Origin of the sequence: Pseudoalteromonas sp. T1lg76 (genome assembly GCF_002964725.1) — a bacterium.
In the GTDB taxonomy this organism is placed as follows: Bacteria; Pseudomonadota; Gammaproteobacteria; order Enterobacterales; family Alteromonadaceae; genus Pseudoalteromonas.
On the sequence record NZ_PQCE01000005.1, the window covers coordinates 58,719 to 82,879 of the forward strand.

25 protein-coding genes and 1 tRNA gene are annotated in these 24,161 nt (G+C 50.7%); 12 read left to right on the forward strand and 14 right to left on the reverse strand.

Annotation, left to right across the window (positions count from 1 at the left end):
• The first annotated feature begins 27 nt into the window (after positions 1-27).
• The 9 genes from C2M35_RS01300 to C2M35_RS01335 all read left to right on the forward strand — a co-directional run bounded on the left by C2M35_RS01300 (position 28) and on the right by C2M35_RS01335 (position 8,367).
• A complete protein-coding gene (locus C2M35_RS01300) occupies positions 28-984 on the forward strand; it encodes an AAA family ATPase (RefSeq protein WP_105200710.1) in 957 nt (318 codons plus the stop codon).
• Entirely contained in the window at positions 984-2,012 is a 1,029-nt protein-coding gene (locus C2M35_RS01305) for a DUF58 domain-containing protein (RefSeq protein ID WP_105200711.1), read from the forward strand. Before C2M35_RS01300 ends, C2M35_RS01305 begins: the two co-directional genes overlap by 1 nt.
• A complete protein-coding gene (locus tag C2M35_RS01310; protein ID WP_105200712.1) occupies positions 2,013-2,444 on the forward strand; it encodes a DUF4381 domain-containing protein in 432 nt (143 codons plus the stop codon).
• On the forward strand, positions 2,437-3,435 hold the full coding sequence (locus C2M35_RS01315) for a vWA domain-containing protein (protein ID WP_105264440.1): 999 nt from the start codon (positions 2,437-2,439) through the stop codon (positions 3,433-3,435). The genes C2M35_RS01310 and C2M35_RS01315 overlap by 8 nt, the downstream gene beginning before the upstream one ends.
• Positions 3,432-5,420: a VWA domain-containing protein gene (locus C2M35_RS01320; RefSeq protein WP_105264441.1), complete on the forward strand. Its 1,989-nt coding sequence runs from the start codon at positions 3,432-3,434 to the stop codon at positions 5,418-5,420. The genes C2M35_RS01315 and C2M35_RS01320 overlap by 4 nt, the downstream gene beginning before the upstream one ends.
• Positions 5,414-6,835, forward strand: coding sequence for a BatD family protein (locus C2M35_RS01325; RefSeq protein ID WP_105264442.1), 1,422 nt, complete (start codon positions 5,414-5,416; stop codon positions 6,833-6,835). The genes C2M35_RS01320 and C2M35_RS01325 overlap by 7 nt, the downstream gene beginning before the upstream one ends.
• Before the next feature lie 65 nt (positions 6,836-6,900).
• Positions 6,901-7,041, forward strand: coding sequence for a hypothetical protein (locus tag C2M35_RS15630; protein ID WP_158677888.1), 141 nt, complete (start codon positions 6,901-6,903; stop codon positions 7,039-7,041).
• A 38-nt stretch (positions 7,042-7,079) separates the two neighbouring features.
• A complete protein-coding gene (locus C2M35_RS01330; protein ID WP_267894348.1) occupies positions 7,080-7,655 on the forward strand; it encodes a sigma-70 family RNA polymerase sigma factor in 576 nt (191 codons plus the stop codon).
• The gene (locus C2M35_RS01335; protein WP_158677889.1) at positions 7,648-8,367 is read left to right on the forward strand and encodes a DUF3379 family protein; all 720 of its coding nucleotides are present in this window, start codon (positions 7,648-7,650) and stop codon (positions 8,365-8,367) included. Before C2M35_RS01330 ends, C2M35_RS01335 begins: the two co-directional genes overlap by 8 nt.
• 87 nt (positions 8,368-8,454) lie before the next feature.
• On the opposite strand, the gene putP is transcribed toward C2M35_RS01335, so the two are convergent.
• Positions 8,455-9,993, reverse strand: a complete 1,539-nt coding sequence (putP, locus tag C2M35_RS01340) for a sodium/proline symporter PutP (RefSeq protein ID WP_105264444.1) — start codon at positions 9,991-9,993, stop codon at positions 8,455-8,457.
• Positions 9,994-10,319: 326 nt separating this feature from the next.
• Here putP and C2M35_RS01345 point away from each other — a divergent pair, with 326 nt between their 5' ends.
• Positions 10,320-11,540, forward strand: a complete 1,221-nt coding sequence (locus tag C2M35_RS01345; protein WP_105264445.1) for an EAL and HDOD domain-containing protein — start codon at positions 10,320-10,322, stop codon at positions 11,538-11,540.
• Between the two features lie 71 nt (positions 11,541-11,611).
• On the opposite strand, the gene C2M35_RS01350 is transcribed toward C2M35_RS01345, so the two are convergent.
• The 10 genes from C2M35_RS01350 to ccmA are packed head-to-tail and all read right to left on the reverse strand — an operon-like array spanning position 11,612 to position 19,296.
• Positions 11,612-12,349 carry an MlaA family lipoprotein gene (locus tag C2M35_RS01350; protein WP_105264446.1) on the reverse strand — a complete coding sequence of 246 codons (738 nt, stop codon included), beginning with the start codon at positions 12,347-12,349 and terminating at the stop codon, positions 11,612-11,614.
• 8 nt (positions 12,350-12,357) lie between these two features.
• Positions 12,358-13,596 (reverse strand): c-type cytochrome biogenesis protein CcmI, encoded by a 1,239-nt coding sequence (gene ccmI / locus C2M35_RS01355; RefSeq protein WP_105264447.1) that lies wholly within the window; start codon positions 13,594-13,596, stop codon positions 12,358-12,360.
• Entirely contained in the window at positions 13,596-14,057 is a 462-nt protein-coding gene (locus tag C2M35_RS01360; protein WP_105200722.1) for a cytochrome c-type biogenesis protein, read from the reverse strand. The genes ccmI and C2M35_RS01360 overlap by 1 nt, the downstream gene beginning before the upstream one ends.
• A 1-nt stretch (position 14,058) precedes the next feature.
• A complete protein-coding gene (locus C2M35_RS01365) occupies positions 14,059-14,622 on the reverse strand; it encodes a redoxin family protein (RefSeq protein ID WP_105264448.1) in 564 nt (187 codons plus the stop codon).
• Positions 14,619-16,559 carry a heme lyase CcmF/NrfE family subunit gene (locus tag C2M35_RS01370; protein WP_105200724.1) on the reverse strand — a complete coding sequence of 647 codons (1,941 nt, stop codon included), beginning with the start codon at positions 16,557-16,559 and terminating at the stop codon, positions 14,619-14,621. The genes C2M35_RS01365 and C2M35_RS01370 overlap by 4 nt, the downstream gene beginning before the upstream one ends.
• 3 nt (positions 16,560-16,562) lie before the next feature.
• The gene (gene ccmE / locus C2M35_RS01375; RefSeq protein ID WP_105200725.1) at positions 16,563-17,039 is read right to left on the reverse strand and encodes a cytochrome c maturation protein CcmE; all 477 of its coding nucleotides are present in this window, start codon (positions 17,037-17,039) and stop codon (positions 16,563-16,565) included.
• Positions 17,036-17,251, reverse strand: coding sequence for a heme exporter protein CcmD (ccmD, locus tag C2M35_RS01380; RefSeq protein WP_105200726.1), 216 nt, complete (start codon positions 17,249-17,251; stop codon positions 17,036-17,038). The genes ccmE and ccmD overlap by 4 nt, the downstream gene beginning before the upstream one ends.
• A gap of 1 nt (position 17,252) precedes the next feature.
• Entirely contained in the window at positions 17,253-17,990 is a 738-nt protein-coding gene (locus C2M35_RS01385) for a heme ABC transporter permease (RefSeq protein WP_105200727.1), read from the reverse strand.
• Entirely contained in the window at positions 17,990-18,676 is a 687-nt protein-coding gene (ccmB, locus tag C2M35_RS01390) for a heme exporter protein CcmB (protein WP_105213771.1), read from the reverse strand. Before ccmB ends, C2M35_RS01385 begins: the two co-directional genes overlap by 1 nt.
• Positions 18,676-19,296: a cytochrome c biogenesis heme-transporting ATPase CcmA gene (gene ccmA, locus C2M35_RS01395; RefSeq protein ID WP_105200728.1), complete on the reverse strand. Its 621-nt coding sequence runs from the start codon at positions 19,294-19,296 to the stop codon at positions 18,676-18,678. Before ccmA ends, ccmB begins: the two co-directional genes overlap by 1 nt.
• Before the next feature lie 388 nt (positions 19,297-19,684).
• Between ccmA and C2M35_RS01400 the strand changes: the two genes are divergently transcribed.
• Together C2M35_RS01400 and C2M35_RS01405 are read left to right on the forward strand one after the other, a co-directional pair.
• Positions 19,685-20,425 (forward strand): glutathione peroxidase, encoded by a 741-nt coding sequence (locus C2M35_RS01400; RefSeq protein WP_105264449.1) that lies wholly within the window; start codon positions 19,685-19,687, stop codon positions 20,423-20,425.
• Positions 20,426-21,013: 588 nt separating this feature from the next.
• Positions 21,014-21,982 carry a hypothetical protein gene (locus C2M35_RS01405; RefSeq protein ID WP_105264450.1) on the forward strand — a complete coding sequence of 323 codons (969 nt, stop codon included), beginning with the start codon at positions 21,014-21,016 and terminating at the stop codon, positions 21,980-21,982.
• A 158-nt stretch (positions 21,983-22,140) separates the two neighbouring features.
• Here the strand turns inward: C2M35_RS01405 and C2M35_RS01410 are convergent.
• From C2M35_RS01410 to lgt, 3 genes are all read right to left on the reverse strand, one after another.
• Positions 22,141-22,215, reverse strand: a tRNA-Arg gene (locus C2M35_RS01410).
• Between the two features lie 262 nt (positions 22,216-22,477).
• On the reverse strand, positions 22,478-23,329 hold the full coding sequence (locus tag C2M35_RS01415) for a thymidylate synthase (RefSeq protein WP_105264451.1): 852 nt from the start codon (positions 23,327-23,329) through the stop codon (positions 22,478-22,480).
• Positions 23,330-23,339: 10 nt separating this feature from the next.
• Complete coding sequence (lgt, locus tag C2M35_RS01420; RefSeq protein WP_105258545.1) at positions 23,340-24,149, reverse strand: prolipoprotein diacylglyceryl transferase; 810 nt, start codon at positions 24,147-24,149, stop codon at positions 23,340-23,342.
• Between the last annotated feature and the right edge of the window lie 12 nt (positions 24,150-24,161).

Sequence of the window (24,161 nt, forward strand, 5' to 3'; positions counted from 1 at the left end):
AATATGCCGGCAAGGACAAGTACACTTATGGCAGTTTCTAAGTTTGCACAATTAAAAACCTATTTAGATACCCAAATCATCGGTCAACACCAGCTCACTCAGTCCCTACTTATTGCCGTATTGGCGGACGGTCACCTGCTCGTTGAGGGCCCTCCCGGACTGGCCAAAACCCGCGCGGTAAACGCCCTGGCCAAAGGCCTTGAGGGCAGTTTTCAACGCATTCAGTTTACTCCAGATTTATTGCCGTCGGATGTCACCGGCACGGATATTTATCGCCAACAAACCAGCGAGTTTGTGTTTGAGCCGGGCCCGCTGTTCCACAACCTGGTGCTGGCGGACGAAATAAACCGCGCCCCGGCCAAGGTGCAGTCGGCCCTGCTGGAGGCCATGGCCGAGCGCCAAATCACAGTGGGCAAAAACACCTACCCACTGGAGCAGCTGTTTATGGTGATGGCGACACAGAACCCGCTGGAGCAAGAAGGCACCTACCCGCTGCCAGAAGCCCAACTTGACCGCTTTTTACTGCACCTCAATATCGATTACCCGGATGCCGAAGCTGAGCTGGCGATTTTACGTCTGACTCGTGGTGAAGCCCTGGCCGGTGAGCAGCTTACTATCGAGCCTATATCTCAGGCCGATTTGTTTGATGCCCGCCAACAGGTATTGGCACTGCATTTGGCCGAGCCGCTAGAACAATATCTGGTGCAGCTGGTCATAGCTACCCGCGATGGTTTGCGCTTTGATGATGAGCTGGCCAACTGGATTGAATACGGCGCCAGCCCAAGGGCCACCATAGCGCTGGACCGGACGGCGCGTGCCCATGCCTGGTTGAATGGCCGCGACTTTGTTAGCCCGGAAGATATTCAGGCGGTCTTTCATAATGTGCTGCGCCACCGCATCATCCTCAGCTACGAAGCCCAGGCCGAGGGGATCAGTAAAGATCAGGTGTTAACGCGCATCTTAGAGCGCGTGGCAGTGCCTTAATGGCTAAGTGGAAGTCAGCACTGAGTGTGCAGCAATGGCTACAGCAGTTACATAGCAACGGCCATAGCCTGGCTTTAAAAGAGCTCACTTATTACAAGAGTAAAACCCAATTGCTGGACTTAGCGGTGCGTAAACGCATTCGCAGCCCCCATAGTGGCCAGTATTTGGCGCCGCATAAGGGCCGAGGCATGGAATTTGCCGAAGTACGCCATTATCAAAGCGGCGATGATGTGCGCAGCATCGACTGGCGTGTCACCGCCCGTACCGGCGAGGCTCATACCAAGCTGTTTCAGGAAGAAAAGGAACGCCCGGTGCTAATGTTGGTGGACTTTAGTGCCAGCATGCAGTTTGGCTCTCAGTTGTTATTTAAATCTGTACAGGCGGCGCACCTTGCAGCCCTTATCGCCTGGTCTGCCTGTGCCCGGGGCGACAAACTCGGCGCCCTGGTTTTCAATGACCAACAACATCATGAGTTTCGCCCACAAAGCCGAGATAAAGCGGTATTAAGGGTGTTTCACGGCCTGCTCGACAGCCATAAACAACAACAGAACCTTATTGATAGCGCCGGTAGTAATGGCTCTGCCAATGCCCCCGCCAATGGTGCCCCCGCCAAGGGTGGCCCCGCCAACACAGGTTTACTGGCCCAGTTACAGCGCTTAAACCAGCTGGCCAAGCCCGGCTGCACCGTCTATCTGCTCAGTGACTTTGCGGTATTGCAACAGGGTGACAGCCCGGCCATTGAGCGTGAACTGCAGCGCCTGGCTCGCCATTGTGAAGTGGTCGCCTGCGTGATCAGCGATCCCTTTGAGCAGCACCTGCCACACTATCCAGAAGCGGTGAATGTGCGCAGTCATCAGGGGCAATTTAGCCTGCCCCTGCACGACGCCGGCTTTCGCCGCCGCTTTAACCAGCAGGCACAGCAACTCGGCGCTTTGCGCCAGCAGAAGTTGGCCCGATATTGCCATTCCTTGGTAGAAATCACTGCCGCCAAGGCGCTGGAACAACAGTTTTATGAAGGGAGTTTGTAAATGCAGTCAGCCCCCACATTACCATTGGCCGATGTCATAGTTCCCACTGAGGTTTCCAGTTGGCCACCGGGTCCGGCCTGGTGGCTCTTAGGCGCCCTGCTGATACTCTTGGTTATAGCCGCCGTACTGGTTTATCGTCGCCAACAGCAACACTTGCGCGCCAAACGCCACGCCCTGCAATTGGCAGAGCAGGAAACGGCACTGGGCTTACATCAACTGCTAAAGCGCCTGTGCAAGCATTATTACGGCGCCAAGGTCAGTGCCCTGAGTGGCCAGCAATGGGCCTTAACCCTGTCTCAGTTGAGCGGCCTGAGCTTTAACGCCGATGAACTTAATGCCCTATATCAAGGGAGAAGCGCGCAACATGAGCTGGCGCAGAAACTAAAGCAGGCCCTAGTGCAGTTTAAAACCAAGGAGACTTTGGATGTTTGAGTTTTCCTGGCCCTGGCTGTTTATCCTTGTACCCCTGCCCTGGTTACTGGCCTGGGTGCAAAATAGCAAAAAAACGCACAGCAGCCTGTTGCTGCGTATCGACTCCCTGGCTTATCAGGCTAAGGCAAAAACCCAGACCACCGCCAACAAAAGCTGGCCGCATTGGCTGCTGGCTCTGGCCTGGTTGGCCCTGGTAAGCGCCTTAGCTAACCCCGTGTATCGTGGCGAGCCCATCACTTTAGCCAATGAAGGGCGAGATATTATGCTGGCGGTGGATTTGTCCGGCTCCATGCGCGAGCAGGATATGGCCTATCAAGGGCGCTATGTAGACCGCTTAAGTGTGGTTAAAAGCGTGCTTAGCGACTTTATTAGTGAGCGTCAGGGCGATCAGCTCGGCCTTATTCTTTTTGCCGATACCGCCTTTTTACAAACCCCCCTGACCCGGGATCTGGATACAGTGGCGCAAATGCTTAAAGAAGCGCAAATAGGCCTGGTGGGTCGCGCCACCGCCATCGGCGATGCCCTGGGTTTAGCGGTTAAACGCTTTAATGATAAATCCGCATCCAATAAGGTGGTGATCCTGCTCACAGACGGCCAAAACACCGCCGGCAACCTTACCCCGGAGGAAGCCTTGATACTGGCGAAGGATGCACAAGTGAAGGTGTACACCATAGGCGTCGGATCCGACGGTAACTTTGGTGGTGGTTTGTTTTCCATGGGTGGTGGTGCGTCCTTGGATGAGCGCCTACTCACTCATCTGGCCAAGGAAACCGGCGGCCGTTATTTTCGTGCCACCAACACCCGTAGTCTGGCCAATATTTACCGAGAGCTGGACGCCCTGGAGCCGTTAGCAAAAGAAGAGCAAACGGTGCGCCCGGAAGAAGCACTCTTCTACCTTCCCTTATTATTGAGTTTCTTAATACTCTTGTTAGCCACGGTTTGGCACCGCTTTGCATCTGCCCTACAACGTGTTGCAGGAGAGCAATTATGACCGAATTTATTTTCTTACGACCGCAACTATTATGGTTACTGCTACTGCCGGGCTTCTATCTGATCTGGCGTCTGATTGCCGATAAGGGCGAGCAACAGCAACAGCCCCTGATCGCCCCCCATTTGGCGGCACAAGTGATGCAAGAAGGCGCTGAGCAACGACAAAACAATGGCCTGCTCAACGCTCTGCTGCTGGCACTTATGGTGGTAGCCATAGCCGGCCCCAGCTTTAGCAAGCAAGAGCTGCCTGTGTATGAGGCGAAAATGGCACGTGTTATGGTGATGGACATGTCCCGCTCCATGTTTAGCACGGATATCAGCCCCAACCGACTGCAACAGGCCCGCTTTAAAGCCCTGGATATGGTGGAGCTGTTTAAAGAAGGTGAAACGGCGCTTATCGCCTATGCCGGCGATGCTTTTACCATTTCGCCGCTGACCTCGGACAGTCAAACCCTGACCAATCTTATCCCCAGCCTAAGCCCGGATATTATGCCGGAGCAAGGCAGTAATGTGATGGCGGCCTTGACCCTGGCACAGGAGCTGCTGGGGCAGGCCGACTACCCGCAAGGGGACATAATTCTTATCAGCGACGGCATAGATAGAGAAGAAGAAGACGATATCCGCTCTTGGCTCAGCAACAATGATTACCGTTTGCATATCTATGCCATCGGCAGTAAGCAAGGTGCTCCCATCAGCCTGCCTGATGGCGGCTTCTTAAAAGACAATCAGGGACAAATCGTCATTCCTAAAACTAACTTTGAGCGCCTGCAGCGGCTGGCGAGATTGGGAAGCGGTAAACTGATCCGTTATCAGCCAAGCAGTGAAAACCTTGGCGTATTGGCGGTTTCCAAAGGCGAAAAAATGACGCAACAGGCACAAAACCAGCAAACCCTGTGGCGAATCGACGCCGGCATCTATCTGGCGTTATTGGTTCTGCCCTTGCTGCTATGGCAACTGCAACGCCGCGCCATTATGCTGGGCGCCGCCTTAGTGCTGATACCGCAAATATGGAGCCCGGCCTATGCCGCCAGCGGCCAGTCCTGGTTTAATAATGCCGAGCAAAACGCCCTGAATGCCTATCATGATAAGGCCTATGAACAGGCGGCACAGGCGCAAAATCCTTTGCTCAGTGGCGCCGCCAAATACCAGCAGCAGGATTACCAAGGTGCCTTGGCGGATTTTAACAAGGATAACTCGGCCACCGGCCTGTATAACCAAGGTAATGCCCTGGCGCAGCTGGGTGATATTGATGCGGCCCTGGAGCGCTATCAGCAGGCTTTGGAGAAAGACCCAAACCTGGAGGCCGCCAAGGCCAATAAGGCGACCCTGGAGCAGTTGAAAAAGCAGCAAGAGCAGCAACAAAATCAACAAGGTGATTCGGGGCAGGAGCAAGGCTCCCAAGACCAGGACTCGCAACAACAGCAGCAAGATGGCCAACAACAAGGTGACGGCCAGCAGCAAAGCGGTGAGCAACAAGGTGAGTCGCAACAACAAGACGACTCCGAGCAACAAAATGGTGGCAGCAGCACGCAAAACGAGCGTAACAGCAATGAGCGCAACCGCCCGCAAAACAGCGCCCAAGCCGGAGAGCAATCAGAGCAAAACGAGCAACAAGAAGCGGATGAATCTTCGAGCGAGCAATCTAACGAGCAAGATGCCAAGCAAAAAAATAATGCCGCAGCATCGCCTAAGGAATCGCCCGAAGCCGATAGCTCACAAGAGCAAGAAGGCAAATTACAGCAGCAAGCGTTGAACGAACAAGAGCCTGGCGCCGAAAAGGGAGAGCAGGATGCTGAGCAACAGGCTGCCATGGCCAGTGCCGCACTTAGCCCAGAAGAGCGCGAAAAAGCGCAACAGCTCAATCAACTGCTACGGAAAATCCCCGACAACCCGGAAATCCTACTGCGCAACAAGATGCAATTAGAAGCTCAGCAACGCCAAAGTCATCGCCGCCGCTTACCACAAGGAGTAGAGAAGTCATGGTAAGAAGTTTTTTATATATTTGCTTTATTTGCTTAAGCCTGCCGACCTTGGCCTTGTCGCAGCTTGAAGCCAGCGTCGATAAAAACCCTGTGTCCGCCGGTGAATACTTTATGTTGACCCTGAACGCCGATGACGCCATAACAGACAGCCAACCAGACACCCAGGTCCTGTTGCAAGACTTTGTGGTCGGCCCTACCTATCGCAGTACCAACACCCAGATCATCAATGGTGTGATCAGCCGTAAAACCAGCTGGCGGGTGGAATTGATGGCCCGTGATCCGGGCCAATATGAGATCCCGGCTTTCGAAATCCAGGGCATCAGCTCCACGCCCTTTACCCTTAACGTGGTCGCCAATAAGGATGCACAGAGCGATGACAATAACGCCTTTATTAAAACCGAGCTGACGCCGGCCTCCTTGTATGTGCAACAGGCGGCTATTTATACCGTCAAACTTTATGTTGGCGTCGACCTTATTGATGCGGCCATGTCAGCCCCAGCAATGGGTGACGCGAATGTGGCTCAGTTGGGCCGCGACAGCGAAAGCCAGGAAGTGATTGATGGCCGCCGCTATCGGGTGATCCAGCGCGAGTATCTGATCCAACCGCAAAAAAGCGGCACCTTTGAGCTGCAAGCACCGGTATTCGAAGGTAAAGTCCGTGTAAACTACCGACCAGTGGCCATCAGCGCCCGCGGTAAGGATCAGTTAGTGGATATTAAGCCCACCCCGGCACAGTACAGCGGCGCCTGGCTGCCCAGCGAGTTGGTAGATTTAAGCGAGCAATGGCAAGGTCTGGAGCAAGAGGTAAAGGTTGGCACGCCCATCACTCGGACGCTCACGCTCACCGCGCTCAATGTTACCAAGGAGCAATTACCGGATCTAACCAGCACCGACATAGAGGCGGTGCGCAGCTATGCAGATCAATCCGAGCGCACTCATGTGGTTCGCAATGGCCGCATTATCGCCCAGACCAAAACCTCCATCGCCTATGTGCCTCAAAAACCGGGCACCTATACACTGCCGGCAATTTCAATTAACTGGTTTAATACCGTGACTGGGCGTGAGCAGGTGGCCAGTGTCCCCGAGCAACAAATTACCGTAGTCGCTGCCGATGGCACTAAAGTCGCCGCAAATGAGCCGCCACAAACTGAGCAAACCACCACACCGGATATCGATGTGAGTGCGAACGAAAATACCAGTGCAGCTCAAGAGCAACCCGGTTCACTGCCCTGGTGGCTGGCCTTACCCGGCTATTTTCTTTGGCTGGTGACTCTGCTGCTCTGGTGGTTTAGTCACAAGCGCAGCAAGGCACAAACTATAGCTCCAAGCCAGGAAACAGCTCCTATTGCACAGGCAAGTGTGCAATCAATCCAGGACGCCGCGGTAAGAATGATGGTAAGGCCCTTTATCAGGCCATAGACGCCTACGCCAAGTCCCATTATGGCAACATAGATGCTTGGCTTGCTCTGTGGTCACAGGATGCGGTGCAGGAATTTGCCAAGTTGCGCCAGTCCCTGTACAGCCCAAGTACAACCGAGGTTGACTACAGTGCTATCGCCAAGGCTGCAGCCTATACCCCGCGCCCAAGCCATAAACCACAGGCTGAGCTAGACTCCTTGTATTAAAACCTTTTTCGCCTGGTTTGCGCTGCGTCGCAAGCCAGGTGCAAAAATTTCCCCTTTTACGAAATAATTTTTCGTCATTACAGGTCTTTATGGGCATGGCAGATAAACAAAAGCGCTATGAAGCGCTGGTGCAGGTCTACCACAAAGAGCTCTATCGTTTTGCCTTTTGGTTAAGCAAGGATGCCACTGTGGCGGAAGACCTGGTCCAAGAAACATTTTTAAGAGCGTGGCGATCGTTGGATTCCTTGCAGGATCAGGGCGCGGCTAAGTCGTGGCTGCTAACCATATTGCGCCGTGAAAACGCCCGCCGCTTTGAACGTAAACAGTTTGATTACAGCGATGTCGAGCAAGACACATTAGTCGATGAGCGCAATACCGCCCTCGATGATGATATGGAGCTCACCGTGCTGCAGCGACATATCATGGCCTTACCAGACGAATACAGGGAGCCCTTGATATTGCAGGTGATGGCCGGATGCAGTGGCGAGGAAATTGCCGACATCCTTAATCTCAACAAGAACACGGTAATGACGCGCTTATATCGGGCTCGCAACCAGCTAAAAGACGCATTAACTCGTAACCCTGACAAATTTAATGAGGCCCCCAATGGATGAACTCGAATTTCGCCGGCGCCTTTTAGCTCAGCCGCAGAATAAAGACAAAGAGCTGCTTGAGTACGCACAGCAAAACCCTGAGCGCATGAGTTTGGTCAATGAACTCAAAAGCTTTGATAAGGAGCTGCACCAAGCCATGAATGTGTCGGTGCCGGAAAACCTGGTCGATAAGATTATTTTTAGGCAAAGCATGAGCGATGATACGAGCGCGAATACCCAACCCCTAAAACGCTCCCCTAATCGTCCCTGGTATCTGGCGCTGGTTGCAAGTGTCGCCCTGGTGTTTACCTTTGCCCTGTATCAGCTTAATAGCCCGACCCTGAGCATAGGCGAGCATGCTCTGGCCCATGTGTACCACGAAATCGACTCACTGGAGGCCCAAGACCGCCTGGATATGGCCACGGTCAATGCCCGCCTTGCCGAGCTAGGTGGCCAATTAAGCGCCCTGCCCGGTGAAGTGACCTTTGCTCGTTTTTGCCGCTTTAAGGGGCAAAAAAGTCTGCATCTGGTATTTAATTCTCAGTTTGGCCCCATGACGGTATTTATCGTCCCGACCAATAACCAATACCTGGGCGATGACTATTTTTCCGATCAGCGTTTTGCCGGACGGATTTCCCACTTTCCCAAGGGGGATGCCATCTTGGTAGCCGCCGCACAGGCGCCTATAGATGAATATCAAAGTCGCATAAACCAATCGCTGCAATGGCTATAAAGCGGCACTTCCCCGGATAGCAAAAAGCCACCCTTAGCGAACTAAGGGTGGCTTTTTTGTGTCTCTAAGCAAGCGATAAGCCTAGGCTTATTTTAGCTCCGCTTTCAGCGAAGCCTCTACTTCCTCAAAGGTAGCCACCAACTCTTCGCTTGGCTCTTTGGTTGTCAGCGACACCACAAAAATGGCTATACAAGAGAAGATAAAGCCAGGGACAATCTCGTAAATAAGGCTGCTCAGGCTCTGACCGTTAATGCTGATTGGCGCATAAATCCAGAACAATACCGTGGCGGCACCCACCACCATACCGGCAATCGCACCTTGCAGGTTCATGCGTTTCCAGTACAGGCTAAACAAGACCAAAGGACCGAAGGCAGCACCAAAGCCAGCCCAGGCATTACTTACCAGATCCAAAATAGAGCTGTCGCGGTCATAGGCAAGATAAATGGCACACAGGGCAACCAGCACTACGCTGATACGACCTATCAACACCAACTCTTTCTGTGACGCCTCACGACGCACATAGATGCGGTAGAAGTCCTCGGTCAGCGAGCTTGAGCACACCAACAACTGAGATGAAATGGTACTCATAATGGCCGCCAAAATCGCCGCCAGTAAGAAGCCAGCAATCAAGGGATGGAACAGCAGCTCGGCAAGCACCAGGAATATGGTTTCCTTATCATCGATAGGCATTTGGTTTTCCAGCATATAGGCGGCACCGAATAAACCGGTTAACACCGCACCTATGGCGGAGAGCGTCATCCAGGACATACCGATACGACGCATAGTAGGCATTACCTTCACCGAGCGTACCGACATAAAACGCACAATAATATGCGGCTGACCAAAATAACCCAGGCCCCAGGCCATGGCTGAAATAATGGCAATGGTTGAACCACCGGCAAACCAGTCCATCATATTCAGTGCATGCACTTCGCTGTCTTTGGGCGAGGACAACAGCAAGTCATAACTGGCGTTGCCTAGCGTTTCGAACACCGGCTGATCCAGCATGGTATAAGTGACTAGCGGTACCGCCAGTAAGGACACAAACATGATACAGCCTTGCACGAAGTCCGTCAGGCTCACTGCCAGGAAACCACCGAACAAGGTGTACAGCACCACCACACCGGTAGTCACATACAAGCCGGTTTCATAACTCATACCAAAGGAGTTCTCAAACAGCTTACCACCGGCAACCACGCCGGATGAGGTATAAAGGGTAAAGAAAACTATGATGACGATGGCGGAAATAACGCGAAGAATATTTTTGTTATCGGCGAAGCGATTGGCAAAGTAATCCGGGATGGTAATGGCGTCATTTGCTCTTTCTGTGTACACACGCAAACGCGGTGCAACCAGGAAGTAGTTAGCCCAGGCACCCAGTACCAGGCCTATGGCTATCCATACCTTGCTCAAGCCAAATAAATACATGGCTCCAGGCAAGCCCATAAGTAACCAACCACTCATATCTGAAGCCCCGGCGGACAGGGCGGCAACACTTGGCGACAGATTTCGACCACCGAGCATATAGCCCGACACATCATCCGTCGATTGTTTATAGGCGTACAAGCCTATGCCAAGCATGGCAATAAAATAAAGGGCGAGTGATATTATCGTACCTAATTCCAAACTAGCCTCCAACTTTAGCGCTAAATAGTGCGTGCCTTGGCCACTGGCTCAAAGCTATTTGTTATTGTCTTATTCGGCCATAAACCAAGACCGAGTCGCATACTATAGCATGGCGAGCGGGGGCAACTCCAATTAGTGCGTTTGTCGCCATAATTGCGATAACAAAAGTAAGTATGTTGTTTAAACGTAAAAAGTACTTTTCTGGGGTAACAAAAGTATATAGTACTGGGTGAAAGCCATTTCAATTTCTCATATATTGTTAGAAATACAATAGCTCTGTAATGGACTGGGCCCTGACTGATCAGCAACCGGTATGGATGTAATAAATGAATTTCTACGCTGCGCGACAACCTATTCTCGATAGAGACAAATCCCTGGTAGGCTATGAGCTCCTGTTTCGCGATGGTCTTGATAACGTTTTCCCCCAGATCAATGACGACCAAGCCACCTCACGGCTTATCGAAGGCAGTCAGTTTACTTTTGGTCTTGAAGAGTTAACCGGCAACAAGCCCGCCTATATTAATTTCTCCCTGGAAACCTTGGCCAAGGGCTATGCCACCACCATGGGCAGCGACGAAATCGTCGTGGAAATCCTCGAAACGGTGCAACCGAGCCAGCGCCTGCTGGCTCTGATCAAGGATTTGAAAGAGCGCGGTTATACCCTGGCACTCGATGACTACAAGCATCAAAATGAATGGCGTCACTTTTACCCCTATATCGACATTATAAAAATCGACTATTTGCAAACCCCTGTGGAGCAAATTGAGGAAGTGATTGAAACCGTTAAGCCCTTCCCTCATATTAAACTGCTGGCGGAGAAGGTTGAAACCCATGAGCAATATCAACATGCCATGGATCTTGGTTTTAGCTTATTCCAAGGCTTTTTCTTCTCTAAACCGGAAATAGTGCAAAGCAAGGCGCTGCCGCCTTCTGAATTAACTTTGGCTGAGCTGCTTTATCAAACCTTGAACACAGAGTTGGATTTGGCCAAGATCACTGCGGTGTTCGAGCGCGACGTCAACCTTAGCTACAAATTGCTGCGCTATTCCAACTCGGCCATGTTTAAACGTCGTACGGAAATCACCAGTATTAATCAAGCCTTAGTGGTACTGGGTGACAAGGAAATCAAAAAGTTTCTCTCCCTCTTGTATACCGCCCAACTCTCATCGGATAAACCCGCCGAGCTTATACGCCTGTCTTTAACACGCGCTCGTTTTGCCGAGATATTGGCAAAGCAGCATGCGGAGCAAATCGACTCGGAGCGCGCCTTTTTAACGGCCATAATGTCGCTGCTTGATGCCATCTTAGATCTAAGCATGAATGAGGTAGTAGAGCGCTTACCTCTGGCTGACGATATCAAGGAGGCGCTGCTCCACGGCAAGGGGGAATTGGGCGATTACCTGGCCCTGGTTGAACAATACGAGCATGCCCAGTGGCAAGAAGCCAATGCCACCATAGATAAGATGAAGCTTGATGCCAAACGCGTGCCCGATGCTTACCATGAGGCCATTCTATGGGCTCAGGAGCAAATGAAGGCAATTATGTAAGCCTTTATTTTTCAATAAAAAGTTAAGCAATAAAAAAGCCTGCTAAATGCAGGCTTTTTTATTGCTGATTTTTAGAGATTCTCTAGGAAGTCATCGTCGTATTCTTCCGCTTCCGGCTCTTCGACCAGCGGCGGATTACCATCGTGCAGCTCATACAGCTGACGCTGATAATAAACGTCTTTCACAAAAGTATAAGGGTCCAGTGACTCATTCAACAGACTCTCTTGAGGGATCAAGGAGGCACGGGTTTCTACCACTTTCAACACAAATACCAGGATGGTTTCCGGCGTACTCAGGGCGATTTCCGGCAACACAAAGTTATCCACCACATCGCCTGTGAGGTTGCGGGCCGTGCTCGGGCCCATACCCGGCAACATCAAATAGGCACCATCACCTATGCCCCAAACACCCAGGGTCTGACCGAAGTCTTCATCCACATACTCTAGGCCAAGACTGCTGGCAATATCGAACAAACCACCAATGCCGACCGTGGTATTAACCAAAAAACGCGCCATGGCGATACCGGTGCGATCCGCCTTGCCTTGCAACGCAGCGTTAATGGCATCCGTGGGCGCACCTATATTGTCGGTAAAATTGGCGATCGAGCGACGCACTGGCGCCGGTGTCACTTCCACATAACCGACCGCCACAGGACGTAAAATATAGGCGTCGAGGACATCCATATTAAAGTCATAAATAGGGCGGTTAACACTTTGCAGCGGGTCGCGCGGGTCTTCCTTCTCCGCCGGCACCTGAGCACAGGCGCTTAGCAGCAGTGCCGATAAGGTTATTAGAGTCTTTTTAAGCATCGTCTATCCTACTGAATCAAGGTATCTATGGTCACATCGACACTGGGTTGCTGATGGCGGTTAAAGGGCTGAGATTTACCTTCCAACTCACCCAGTTCAACGGCCACGTCACCATCCTTTGAGATACGGGCAATCACTTGAATTTGCTCAAATTGTTGCAAACTCAATTGCGCCATCATGGCATCTGCCTCACTCAGAGTGACTGTCATGGGCAAAGAGAATTGCTCAAAGCGCTTAACCGCCAATGGCATAGCAGGCCCTTCTGCGGCCTTGGCAAACACAAATAGCACCGCATTAAGAGGAATACGATCGGCTATGTCATCGGCCAGAGTCACCTGTACCTGCACCTTATGCGTCGGTTCGCTGTTTTGCGCTTGCGCCAGACGCGCATCAATTTCTTTAATGCGTTCACTGACCATGGCATAACGGGAGTCTTGCTCATTCATGGTCAACAAGATCAACTCAAAGGCGCTTTTGGCTTCGGCCCAATCCTTACGCTCGTAGGCTATCAAGGCCAGCATGGAAATGGCATCGATATTCTGTGGCTGCACCTGCAGCACCTGCGACAACAGCTTGGCCGCCTGATTCATCGCCATATCATCACCTTTGATCAGCAGCGACTGAGCATAGCTGACCTTGGCACTGATATTTTCAGGGTCCATGGCCAAAACCTTGTCGAACGCCTGCATCGCCATTTCATAATCGTTTAAGGTCATGGCCACACGACCCAGCATCAGCCAGGCCACTGCATCATCACCGTCCTTAGCCAGGCGGGTACGCAAACCAAGCAACAAGGCCTGACGCTCATTGGCATCAAGAGGCTCGCCCTTGCCCATCACCGCGCGCTCACCCAGTTCTGGCAGCTCCACCATGGCCTGTTCCCACGCCTGTAGCTGTGCCTGACTACCGGTGAAATAATAGAACACTGCGCTAAGCAGCACCAAAAATGAAGCACCGGTCAATGCCAAAATTCGGTTATTACCGCGGCTTTGCAGCTGTTGCTCCGGCGCCAGATCATTCAACAGGCGTCTTTTAAGTTCCAGTAGCGACTCATTAAAACTTGTTTGCGAAATACGCCCAAGCGCTAAATCATCTGCCAACTCCTGCTGGCGCTGCTCAAAGATATCGATGCGCTCAGCATTAACGCTTGGGTTTGCATCGCTTTCAAAGCGACGGAAAAAAGGCCAGCACACAAATATCAAGGCGGCGAAGGCTAAGGCCGCAAAGGCCCCCCATAATGACAACATTACGCAGACTCCTTGCGCTTATAGCGCGTGATCAACTTTTGCAGTTGTTGCTCATCGGTCTCAGACCAACTTGCTTTTTGCGCCGCCTTTTTCTGGCGCAGAATAATAAAGGCAAAACCACCCACCACGATCAGACCAGGCAGAATCCACAGCAAAATAGTAGCAGGGGTAACAGGCGGCTGATAATGCACAAAGTAACCGTAACGATCGATCATGTAATCAATAACCTGATCCTTGCTCTGCCCTTCTTTAACCAGTTGCTCCACCTTATCGCGAAGATCCTTGGCCACCACGGCATCTGAGTCGGCAATATTCTGGTTTTGACACTTGGGGCAACGCAGCTCCTTGGTCAGCTCGGCAAACAAGGCCGCCTGCTCGTCGTTAGCAAAGTCGTACTTTTCTTCCACCGCGGCAGCGGAAACGGCAAATACCAAGGCCAATAATACAAACACAAAACGCATGTTATTCTCCCAGTAGCGGCGCAAACTTGGCACGCCACACTCGCTCGTTAACATCACCTGTGTGATGCACCAGCACCTTGCCTTCACCATTGACCAGGAAGGTCTCCGGCGCACCTGAGACCCCTAAGTCCAAAATAAACTGGCGGTCTAAATCAAGCATATTGAATTGATAAGGGTCGCCGGCGCGGGCCAGCATATCCCGCACTTCCTGTTGCAAGGCATTCAAATCAAAGCGGTCGCCGAAATCCGGGTCGTAACCCTGCTCGTAGTACAAACCCACTATGGTCACGCCGCGCTCGCGCAGCTCGGTTAAGTAACCCAGCTCCGCCAAGCAGGTTGGACACCAGGTGCCCCAGACGTTGATCAAATAGGTTTGACCGTCCATATCGGCATTGGTCCAACGCTTTTGCGGCTCCATCAGATCCGGCAAATCAAAGGCTGGCAGTGCCTGATTTACTCGGCCACTTTGCAGCTCACGTGGGTCGGAAAACAAACCCTTTAACAGGAACGCGCACAGCAGTATAAATACCGCCAGTGGCGTTAATACGAACCACTTTTTATTCATGCCTGTGCCTCCTTGGGGTTACGACGACGATAACGGCGATCAAAGAGGACGATAAAGCCTGCCAAAGCAATCAAGATACCGCCCAACCACATCACCCGTACAAAGGGTTTATGGTAAATGCGCAATGACCAGGCGCCACCGGTGAGCTGCTCGCCCAGTGCTAGATAAAGATCTCGGCTCAGGCCAGCATCTACCGCGGCTTCGGTCATGAACTGCATGCCGATATCGTAGCGACGCTTTTCCGCGTGCAATACGGTTTCCAGCTCACCTTCTTTAAATACGGTCACCACTCCGGCATGGCCGGTGTAGTTTGGTCCGCGAATGGCTTTAACGCCATCGAAACGGAAATCATAACCACCTAAGGCCACCTGCTCGCCGGGCACAACACGTACATCACGCTCGGTTGAATAAGCCGAAGTCAGGGCCACAGACATAATCACCAGCGCCAGGCCGATATGACCCAATTGCATGGCCCAATAGCTTAAACCTAAGCGCTTGATTGATTGCGCCTGCGCGGTTTTCTGGAGCAGATCCTGAGCGCTCATCACCATGATCCACAGCGCCAATGCGGTGGCCATAAAGGTTAAAGCACTGACCTTGGCAAAGCTACTGAACAACCAGGCGGCGGTCAGCACCAGGGCAATCACTACGCCTAACCCATATTTACCCGCCACTTGCTTCAGTTTGTTTTGCTTCCAACGTAGCAGCGGCGCTGCACCCAGCAATAAGGCAAAGGGCACGATCAAATAGGTAAACATCTGATTGAAGAAGGGTTCACCGATGGAAATCGAGCCCAGACCCAGCTCCTTATGGATCATAGGCAAGAGCGTACCCAGTAGAACGATAAGCGTCGCCACCACCAGCAGAATATTATTCAGCCACAGCGCCACCTCGCGAGAGAACAGGCTATAGCGACCCTCACTCGATACATGACCGGCGCGCAGGGCATAAAGCGTTAACCCGCCACCCACGACTATGGCCAGGAAGGCAAGGATAAACATGCCGCGATCCGGATCCGAGGCAAAGGCGTGAACCGAGACAATAATGCCCGAACGCACGATAAAGGTGCCCAATAGACTCAGTGAGAAGGCGGCAATGGCCAAAAGCACTGTCCATGATTTAAAGATACCGCGCTTTTCCGTCACCGCTAATGAATGCAGCAGTGCCGTGGCTACCAGCCAAGGCATCAGGGAGGCATTTTCTACCGGATCCCAGAACCACCAGCCACCCCAGCCAAGTTCCGCATAGGCCCACCAACTGCCGATGGTAATACCCAGGGTTAAAAAGCCCCAGGCCGCCATGGTCCAAGGGCGCGACCACTTGGCCCAAAGGTTATCCAGCTGACCGGTGAGAAGTGCCGCAATAGCAAAGGCAAAGGAAACTGACAGCCCCACATAGCCCATATACAAAAGTGGCGGGTGAATGATCATGCCCGGGTCTTGCAACAGCGGGTTAAGGTCTCGTCCTTCCACCGGATAATAAGGCAACAGGCGGTCAAATGGACTCGACATCAACAGGGTGTAAAGCATAAAACCCACGGCCAAAAAGCCCAGCACGCCAAGCACGCGGGCACGCAATGGCCAAGGCAGGGACTTGGACATCAGCGCCACCGCCGCCGTCCAACCTGCCTGCATTACCAACCACAGCAGAATGGCCCCTTCATGACCGCCCCAGGTCGAGGTGATCTTGTAATACCAAGGCAAGGTACTACTTGAGTGATGGGCCACATAGGCCACTGTGAAGTCATCGGTAAGACTGGCGTAAATCAGTGCAGCAAAAGAAAGCAGCACAAAGATAAACTGACCCACCGCCAAGGACGGTGCCGCACGCATCAGGCGTAAATTGCCTGTGTGCGCGCCCCACATGGGAAAAATAAACAACAGCACACAAAGCACCATTGCCAAGGTTAATGAAAAATAACCGAGCTCTGGGATCATAACTTAGTTGCCGTTGTTATTATAAGTAGGTTTGTGGTGCTTAATGCCCTTCACCGCTTCGGCGACTTCCTCAGGCATATATTCTTCATCGTGCTTAGCCAGCACTTCGAATGCCTCGATCACATCGCTTTCAATCAGGGTACCCTGAGCCACTATGCCCTGCCCCTCACGGAACAGATCCGGCAAAATGCCTTTATAGCGAATGGTTACCATGGGGCCGGAATCGATCAACTTAAACTCAACGAATAAAGAGTTATCATCGCGTTTAACCGTACCTGGTACTACCATGCCGCCGATACGCAGCTTTTGTCCCACGCTTGGTTTTTCAAGCTCTGGGCCCTTGCCGTTGATAAGCTCGCTCGGAGTATAGAATAAATTAATATTCTCTTGCAGCGCGTACAAAGTCAGGCCCACGGCGCTAGATAGGCCGAATAACAAAGCGATAATAGTTAATAGGCGTTTTTTACGTCTTGGGTTCATGATTGCGACTCCTGCTGCTTAGCCAGCTTAGCTTTTTCAATACGTTGCTCACGAGCACTCTGTGCCGATACCTGTTGTAATAACTTACGCTTTTCCTGGATAGAGCTAACCACCAGGGCGATAAGAATTAACGCACAGCTGCCGAAGGATAACCACACGTAAAAGGCGTAGCCACCCATGGCAAAAAATTCTGAAAGACTCTCAAACTGCATCTTATTTGCCTCCCGCCAGAGCTTTAACCCAGGGGCGATGTTGCTCGCTTTTTAGGATTTCTGTTTTCAGGCGAATTAGCGTCACCGCCCCCAAGAAACCGGCAAAGCCAAGGATATTGATCATCAAGGGCCAGAACATGCTTGAGTCTATGGCCGAGGTATCAAACTTGGTGATGGTTGCACCTTGGTGCAGGGTGTTCCACCACTCCACCGAGAAATGGATAATCGGCAGATTTACTACGCCAACCAGGGCAAGAATAGACGCCGCCTTACCCCCGGCGCGCTTGTCCTCAAAGGCATGATAAAGAGAAATCACACCCAGGTATAAAAACAACAAAATCAACTCTGAGGTTAAACGGGCATCCCATACCCACCAGGCACCCCACATGGGTTTACCCCAGGCAGCACCGGTCAATAAAGCAATCACAGTCATGGCCGCACCCACAGGAGCAATGGCAATCACCGCCAGCTGGGCATTGCGAATTTGCCACACCAGGGCCACTAAGCCAGCAATAGCCATGGACGAATAGGCGCCCATAGACCAGATGGCCGACGGCACATGAATAAAGATGATGCGATAGCTGTCTTTTTGTTGGTAGTCCGCAGGCGCAAAGGCCAGCCCCCATACCCAACCCACCAGGATGCCAAGCACGGCGATCACGGCAAAATAGGGCAGCAGGGTGTTACACAACTGATAGGCCCTTTCGGCCTTAGCGTAGGGATGTAACCACTTCCACATTAGTTAATACTCACTTTCAATGCTGATGAAACGGCAATAGGCGCAAGCACGATAGCCACGGCTAAAAATGCACCTAGAATCGCAAGCTGGCCGCCATAAGCCAGGGACATGCTGGCGGTATCTATGGCGGAGGTCGCGAAAATTAATACGGGTATATAGAGCGGCAGGACCAATAAACTAAGCAGTACCCCACCCTTTTGCAGGCCCACGGTGAGCCCGGCGCCGATGGCACCAATCAAGCTCAGCAGCGGCGTGCCAATTAGCAGGGTCAGCATCATGGCGCTTAGAGCCTGCGATTGTAAATTCATCAAAAGCGCAAACAACGGCGCTAGAATAACCATGGGCAAGCCGGTTACCGTCCAGTGCGCGGCCACCTTAGCCGAGACGCTCAATGACAGCGGAAAAGGCGACAGCATCAGCTGCTCCAAGGTACCGTCCAGGTAGTCATCACGAAACATCTTGTCCAAGCCCAACATGGTCGCCAACAGGGCCGCTACCCAGATAATTCCAGGCGCCATGCGCGCCAATAAATTAGGCTCAGGGCCAATGCCCAGCGGGAACAGGGTGATAACGATTAAAAAGAACAATAACGGATTGATAATGTCGCTGCGCTGGCGAAACGCCAAACGAACATCTTTTTTATATACGCTGGCCCACACGCGCCAGTATGAATGGTTCTGTGCTATCAAATGCGATACTCCAGCTGCAACTTGATGAGCTTATCAAAGTGCGCGGTAAGGTCTTGGTGGCTGGTCAGCAAAATAGCACCGCCCGAGGCGAGATGCTCGGCAAAACGCTGTTGCAGCAATTGCACACCCTTTTTATCCACCGCGGTGAAGGGCTCATCCAATAACCACAAGGGCGCACGATTTAACCATAAACGCGCCAGGGCTACGCGGCGCTGCTGCCCGGCAGAAAGCTGGCGCACCGGCACATCTTCAAGACCAACCAGACCCAGGTCAGCAAGTACCTCGTAGAGATCTAAGCCGCTTTCAAGACCATGGGTATTGAGCCAAAAATGACAATTTTCTAAGGCATTAAGCGCAGTGTTGACGCCGGTTTTATGGCCGATAAACAGCACATTCTCGGCGTACTCGTCATAATTACGACCAATACACTGCTGATTAAACTTTACTTGCCCCTGCATAGGCTCGGCGAAGCCCGCTAAAATACGTAATAGCGAGGTTTTTCCGGCACCGTTAGGACCTTCTAACTGCATGATCTCGCCCGACTTTAGGGTAAAACTCAGGTCTTCGAACAAACATCGCTCTTGCTTTATACAAGTGACTGCGTCAACGTGTAGCACAAACAGGGATTCTCAATGCTTAAAATTGGGCGTTAGTCTACCATAATGCTAAGCTAATGCGAAAAATTGCAGGTAAAACTTTGATCTCTAGCAAGGGGGAATATGTCGGGTCCATTTACCCCTTTATTTAACCTGGTCTCAGCGCTGGAAATCACTGCCTCAAGCGCACCAATACTGCAGCCAAAATCACCTTAGAAATAACCCTGGATGGCACACAGGATTCACCTTAAATAGCAGCAAATAAACATGAAAATGCACGTGTCGGGGCGAGTGCAGGCGCTACCAATTCAATTCAAAAAAACGATTACCTCAATCAGTTTAAAGCATTTTAATGATTAAACTTACTTTGGCAAACTAGGCTCATTGATTTAGAGAAGGACTAAAACTAATGAGCCAATTTAAAAACAGCACAGGCCTACGTGTACCCGATGTCACCTTTGCCATTCGTGAGAATGACCAGTGGCAAAAACGCACCAGCGCAGATATTTTTGCCGGTAAAACCGTGATCGTTTTCGCCCTGCCCGGTGCCTTTACGCCAACCTGTTCGTCCACCCATCTGCCCCGCTATAACGAATTAGCCGCGGTGTTTAAACAAAATGGTGTCGATGACATAGTCTGTGTTTCGGTAAATGACACCTTTGTTATGAATGCCTGGGCGCAGCACCAGGAGGCCGGCAATATTACCCTGCTGCCCGATGGCAACGGCAAATTTACCGATGGCATGGGCTTGTTGGTAGATAAGAATGACCTTGGTTTTGGCAAGCGCAGCTGGCGTTATTCCATGCTGGTTAAAGATGGCGTGATTGAGAAAATGTTTATCGAAGCGGATGTGCCCGGCGACCCCTTTGAGGTGTCCGACGCCGATACCATGCTGGAGTACATTAACCCGCAACAGGTAAAACCTCAACCGGTCAGCCTGTTCAGTAAACCCGGCTGCCCCTTTTGTACCAAGGCAAAGAATCTGCTGACAGAGAAGGGTCTGGCGTTTGAAGAGATCACCCTGGGTAACATTGTGTCGCTTACCAGCTTAAAGGCTATCACAGGTCGTGAAACCGTACCGCAAGTCTTTATTGGTGGTGAGCATATAGGTGGCAGTGACGATTTGGCCGCTTACTTCGCGGCCCAATAAGATGGCGGCCCCTGCAGCACCTAAAAACAGCCTAAAATGGCTCTTAGGGACCAATTAACAACTTATTTTTAAGGAAAAAAACACCTTTTTTTACACCCAAAATCAACGTAAAAAAAGGTGTCTAGTTGTTTAAGGGAAGATCAGGCATCTGTGGACTTAAGCAATGTACGCGAGCTGTTAGAACATAGTGACTTAGATATGACGCTGAGGTTTGCACATTTAGCGCCTGAGCATAAAGCGGCTGCGGTTAATGTGATTGGCTAATTTATTTGGATTGATCGATCATAACCCAATAATCATAGAAGTCATTTAACCACTTGGGAAGCTGATTACGCATAACTTATAGATAGCTAAGAACATGATGCTGTTGCTCTTTTTTATTGCCAATTTATAATAAATCATATGAACAAAGGCAGTTCATTAGCCGCTCAAGGAATTAGTTCACATGTCAATCAGCAAAGTTAAAAGTTTATTTCTCGTTCACAATACCCGCTTCACTACGGCTGGTTAGAATTAGCGGAAAAGAGCACAGACACCTCTAGTGATCAAGAACATCTACTAAATGAGATCAGCGACATCTCGAAAATAATGGGTGATGAATATACAGAAGCTTTGATGTTGATCCTCGACTCCGAACCTAAATCGCCTGACTCATTGCTTTGGAAGTTAATGCCCATAAAGCTCGCAGCAAAAAAAAGAATAGCGACAAACAGTGGTGAGTTAGCTGGAAACTGTGAAGAAATTAAATCCCTGCTCTCAAAGTACGTCTCAGTAGGAAGTAAAACTCCTAAAGAGCTGAGGGATGAGAAAATGGAAGCTAGGCGTAAATCTTCAGAAAAGATGTTTAAGGAACTAAAAGCCAAGCGTGAAAAAGAATCTAAAGAACGAAAAGCCAAGTACGACAAAGACTATATTGATTTCCCGTTAATAGACGTAGTTAAAATACGAAGGCGCTCCAAAGCTGCCACAGTCTTCAAGGCATTGACCAACGGGAAAACAATTTCTGATAGCGACTATCTCTGGTTGATTAGCAATGGTTTTGATAATCAAAAAGTAAGTGAGTTGTACTACCTAAATCGAGCTGAACTAGCAAAGCGTAAATGGGAAGATACGAAGAAGCCTTGGAATCTCGTGAATGCTATTGCTGATTACAGAAAAGCTGGAGAACCAAAAATAGCGGCTGGTTTGGTTAACATAAATTACCCCTTTAACTTTGCCAATGGTAACAAGAATCTCAAGTCTGCATTACTCACTACGAGTGGTGGAGCAAAGCGAGATCTAGGAATGTTTGATGAAGCAGTCAAATTGGGCACTCAAGCCCATGAACTGACTCAACAAGACTATCGCCCATGCACCTTAATTGGCGCATGTAAAATGCTCTCAGGAAATATTACTCAAGGACATGAGTGGTATCAAAAAGCAATTAAACGTGGATTTAACGAAGATAGTTTTGAACAAGAGCTTCGCTCAATCTACAGTCGTGCCAATCGAAAAGACAAAGCCAAAATCAAACAAACATTAATTAATGATGGAAGGGTATATCAGTGGCTCAAATAGGACACTTGCTTAATATGAATTAGTATTTTGATTGTCCAAGTCATATTTCCATACGTAATAGCAATCCCCTATTTATGTGAACATTGGATACACTGCTACACAATTGCTACACAGACTTAGAGTTTTAACCTATTTTATTTTTAACTTATTGATTTTAATGGCGGCCCCTGCAGGAATCGAACCTGCAACTACCCCTTAGGAGGGGGTTGTTATATCCATTTAACTAAGGGGCCTATCCAAGGTCTATGACCTAGGGCTTGATTATAAAGCTAGGTGTTTGATAATCAAGCCTATTAATTGGACTTAACTGGCTATCCCTAGCCCCAGTTTCTCATGCACCACACGCGCTCTTTAATAGTACGCCGGTCGCTTCAGATTAACGCGATTACAGATAAAACCAGACATCCAGCTTTCATCCTTAGCATTTTCGCTAAGGGATTTTATGCAAAATCCCGATCTAAAAATTCCTAATTGCAGTGCAATGCAGGAGACTAGTTATACGGCAAACGGATAGCGAATAGCCTCATGATGCTGATAACCGGAGATCTCAAAGTCATCCGTGCTCACCCAGGTTTCCAAATCTTCCAGGGATTTGATCTTTGGGTTGATGTGCAGTTGCGGCGAAGGGAAAGGCTCACGCTTTAGCTGTACGTCACGCATCAGCTCAAGCTGATTTTCATAAATATGGGCATTAACGATTTTGTGATACGCCATACCCGGCTTATGACCTGTGATCTGCGCCACCAAGGCCAGCAGGGTAAAAACCTGGATCTGGTTGAAGTTTAGACCCAAGGGCACATCGCATGAGCGCTGGTAGCTGGTCAGGTGCAAGGTGTCACCCAACAGCGAGAAGGTGTGAGTGTGCATGCAAGGACGCAAACAACCCAGTTCAAACTCGCCGGGATTATAAAAAGTGATGATCTCACCGCGGTCATCAACACCACGACTGAGGTTATCAACCACCTTCTTTAACTGGTCCAGATGCGTGCCGTCCGGCTTTTGCCAGCTGCGCCCCTGCACGCCATAAACACGGCCCATATCGTCTTCACCGCGACGATGGGGGTTGTTCAACCAGGCCTGGTTTTCGTTGGCATTCGCATTCCAGGTATTACAGCCGATATCGCGAAACTGGGCGGCACTGTCATAGCCGCGCAAATAGCCAAGCAACTCGGCGATGGCCGCCTTAAAAAAGCTCTTACGAGTGGTGATCAGTGGAAATTCGTTGGCAGCAACATTGTATTCCAAGTCCGCATTAATCACGGTCAAACAACGGATCCCGGTACGCTCATTTTCCACCCAGGTGCCGGTGTCGACGATGCGACGGCATAAGTCTAGATACTGTTTCATCTTTGCTTCCTTATTTCTTCGCTGCCGATGCCGCGGCGTTATCCGCTTTGCTGTACGCCCAATAGATAAACGCACCACCGATAATAATCATTGGCAGGGATAAAATCTGCCCCATAGACATAATGCCGCCTAATAAGCCTAAGTGGGCGTCCGGCTCGCGGAAGTATTCAATGGCAAAACGGAAGGTACCGTAACCGAGTAAGAATAGCCCTGAGACACTGCCCGCCGGGCGCGGCTTTTTAATAAACCACTGCAAAATAAGGAAGAGCACCAGGCCTTCGAAAAATGCTTCATATAATTGCGACGGGTGACGCGCGTCCGGCCCGCCGGTTGGGAACACCATGGCCCATGGTACATCTGATGTACGTCCCCACAACTCGCCATTAATAAAGTTACCTATGCGTCCAGCCAGCAGGCCAAGCGGCACCAGAGGCGCCACAAAGTCGCCAACGGTAAAAAACGATTTACCGCGCGATTTAGCAAACCAGAATATGGCCGCAATTACCCCAAGCGTGCCGCCATGGAAGGACATGCCGCCTTGGTCAATACGGAATAGATAAAGCGGGTTTTCCAGGAAATAAGAGAATTGATAAAAGAATACGTAACCCAAACGACCACCGAGGATCACCCCTAGCATGCCGTAAAATAACAGGTCGCTGACTTCTTCTTTGGTCCATCCCGAGCCGGGTTTGGCGGCCTGACGATTTGCCAGCCACATGGCCAGAACAAAGCCAACTAAGTACATCAAGCCATACCAGCGTACGGCCAGCGGCCCTACTTCGAAAATCACCGGGTCAATTTGTGGAAATTCTAAAGCCATAATTTTATTTTT

Excerpts from the sequence above, each read along its gene's own strand:
- C2M35_RS01415 (WP_105264451.1), bottom strand. The coding sequence starts at position 23,329 with ATGAAACAGTATCTAGACTTATGCCGTCGCATCGTCGACACCGGCACC.
- C2M35_RS01320 (WP_105264441.1), top strand. The coding sequence starts at position 3,432 with ATGACCGAATTTATTTTCTTACGACCGCAACTATTATGGTTACTGCTA.
- lgt (WP_105258545.1), bottom strand. The coding sequence starts at position 24,149 with ATGGCTTTAGAATTTCCACAAATTGACCCGGTGATTTTCGAAGTAGGG.
- C2M35_RS01385 (WP_105200727.1), bottom strand. The coding sequence starts at position 17,990 with ATGTGGAAGTGGTTACATCCCTACGCTAAGGCCGAAAGGGCCTATCAG.
- ccmD (WP_105200726.1), bottom strand. The coding sequence starts at position 17,251 with ATGCAGTTTGAGAGTCTTTCAGAATTTTTTGCCATGGGTGGCTACGCC.
- C2M35_RS01405 (WP_105264450.1), top strand. The coding sequence starts at position 21,014 with ATGGGTGATGAATATACAGAAGCTTTGATGTTGATCCTCGACTCCGAA.
- C2M35_RS01300 (WP_105200710.1), top strand. The coding sequence starts at position 28 with ATGGCAGTTTCTAAGTTTGCACAATTAAAAACCTATTTAGATACCCAA.
- C2M35_RS01345 (WP_105264445.1), top strand. The coding sequence starts at position 10,320 with ATGAATTTCTACGCTGCGCGACAACCTATTCTCGATAGAGACAAATCC.
- C2M35_RS01370 (WP_105200724.1), bottom strand. The coding sequence starts at position 16,559 with ATGATCCCAGAGCTCGGTTATTTTTCATTAACCTTGGCAATGGTGCTT.
- C2M35_RS01360 (WP_105200722.1), bottom strand. The coding sequence starts at position 14,057 with ATGCGTTTTGTGTTTGTATTATTGGCCTTGGTATTTGCCGTTTCCGCT.
- C2M35_RS01335 (WP_158677889.1), top strand. The coding sequence starts at position 7,648 with ATGGATGAACTCGAATTTCGCCGGCGCCTTTTAGCTCAGCCGCAGAAT.
- ccmE (WP_105200725.1), bottom strand. The coding sequence starts at position 17,039 with ATGAACCCAAGACGTAAAAAACGCCTATTAACTATTATCGCTTTGTTA.
- C2M35_RS01400 (WP_105264449.1), top strand. The coding sequence starts at position 19,685 with ATGAGCCAATTTAAAAACAGCACAGGCCTACGTGTACCCGATGTCACC.
- C2M35_RS01325 (WP_105264442.1), top strand. The coding sequence starts at position 5,414 with ATGGTAAGAAGTTTTTTATATATTTGCTTTATTTGCTTAAGCCTGCCG.
- C2M35_RS01305 (WP_105200711.1), top strand. The coding sequence starts at position 984 with ATGGCTAAGTGGAAGTCAGCACTGAGTGTGCAGCAATGGCTACAGCAG.
- ccmI (WP_105264447.1), bottom strand. The coding sequence starts at position 13,596 with ATGTTGTCATTATGGGGGGCCTTTGCGGCCTTAGCCTTCGCCGCCTTG.
- C2M35_RS01315 (WP_105264440.1), top strand. The coding sequence starts at position 2,437 with ATGTTTGAGTTTTCCTGGCCCTGGCTGTTTATCCTTGTACCCCTGCCC.
- C2M35_RS01310 (WP_105200712.1), top strand. The coding sequence starts at position 2,013 with ATGCAGTCAGCCCCCACATTACCATTGGCCGATGTCATAGTTCCCACT.
- C2M35_RS01350 (WP_105264446.1), bottom strand. The coding sequence starts at position 12,349 with ATGCTTAAAAAGACTCTAATAACCTTATCGGCACTGCTGCTAAGCGCC.
- C2M35_RS01365 (WP_105264448.1), bottom strand. The coding sequence starts at position 14,622 with ATGAATAAAAAGTGGTTCGTATTAACGCCACTGGCGGTATTTATACTG.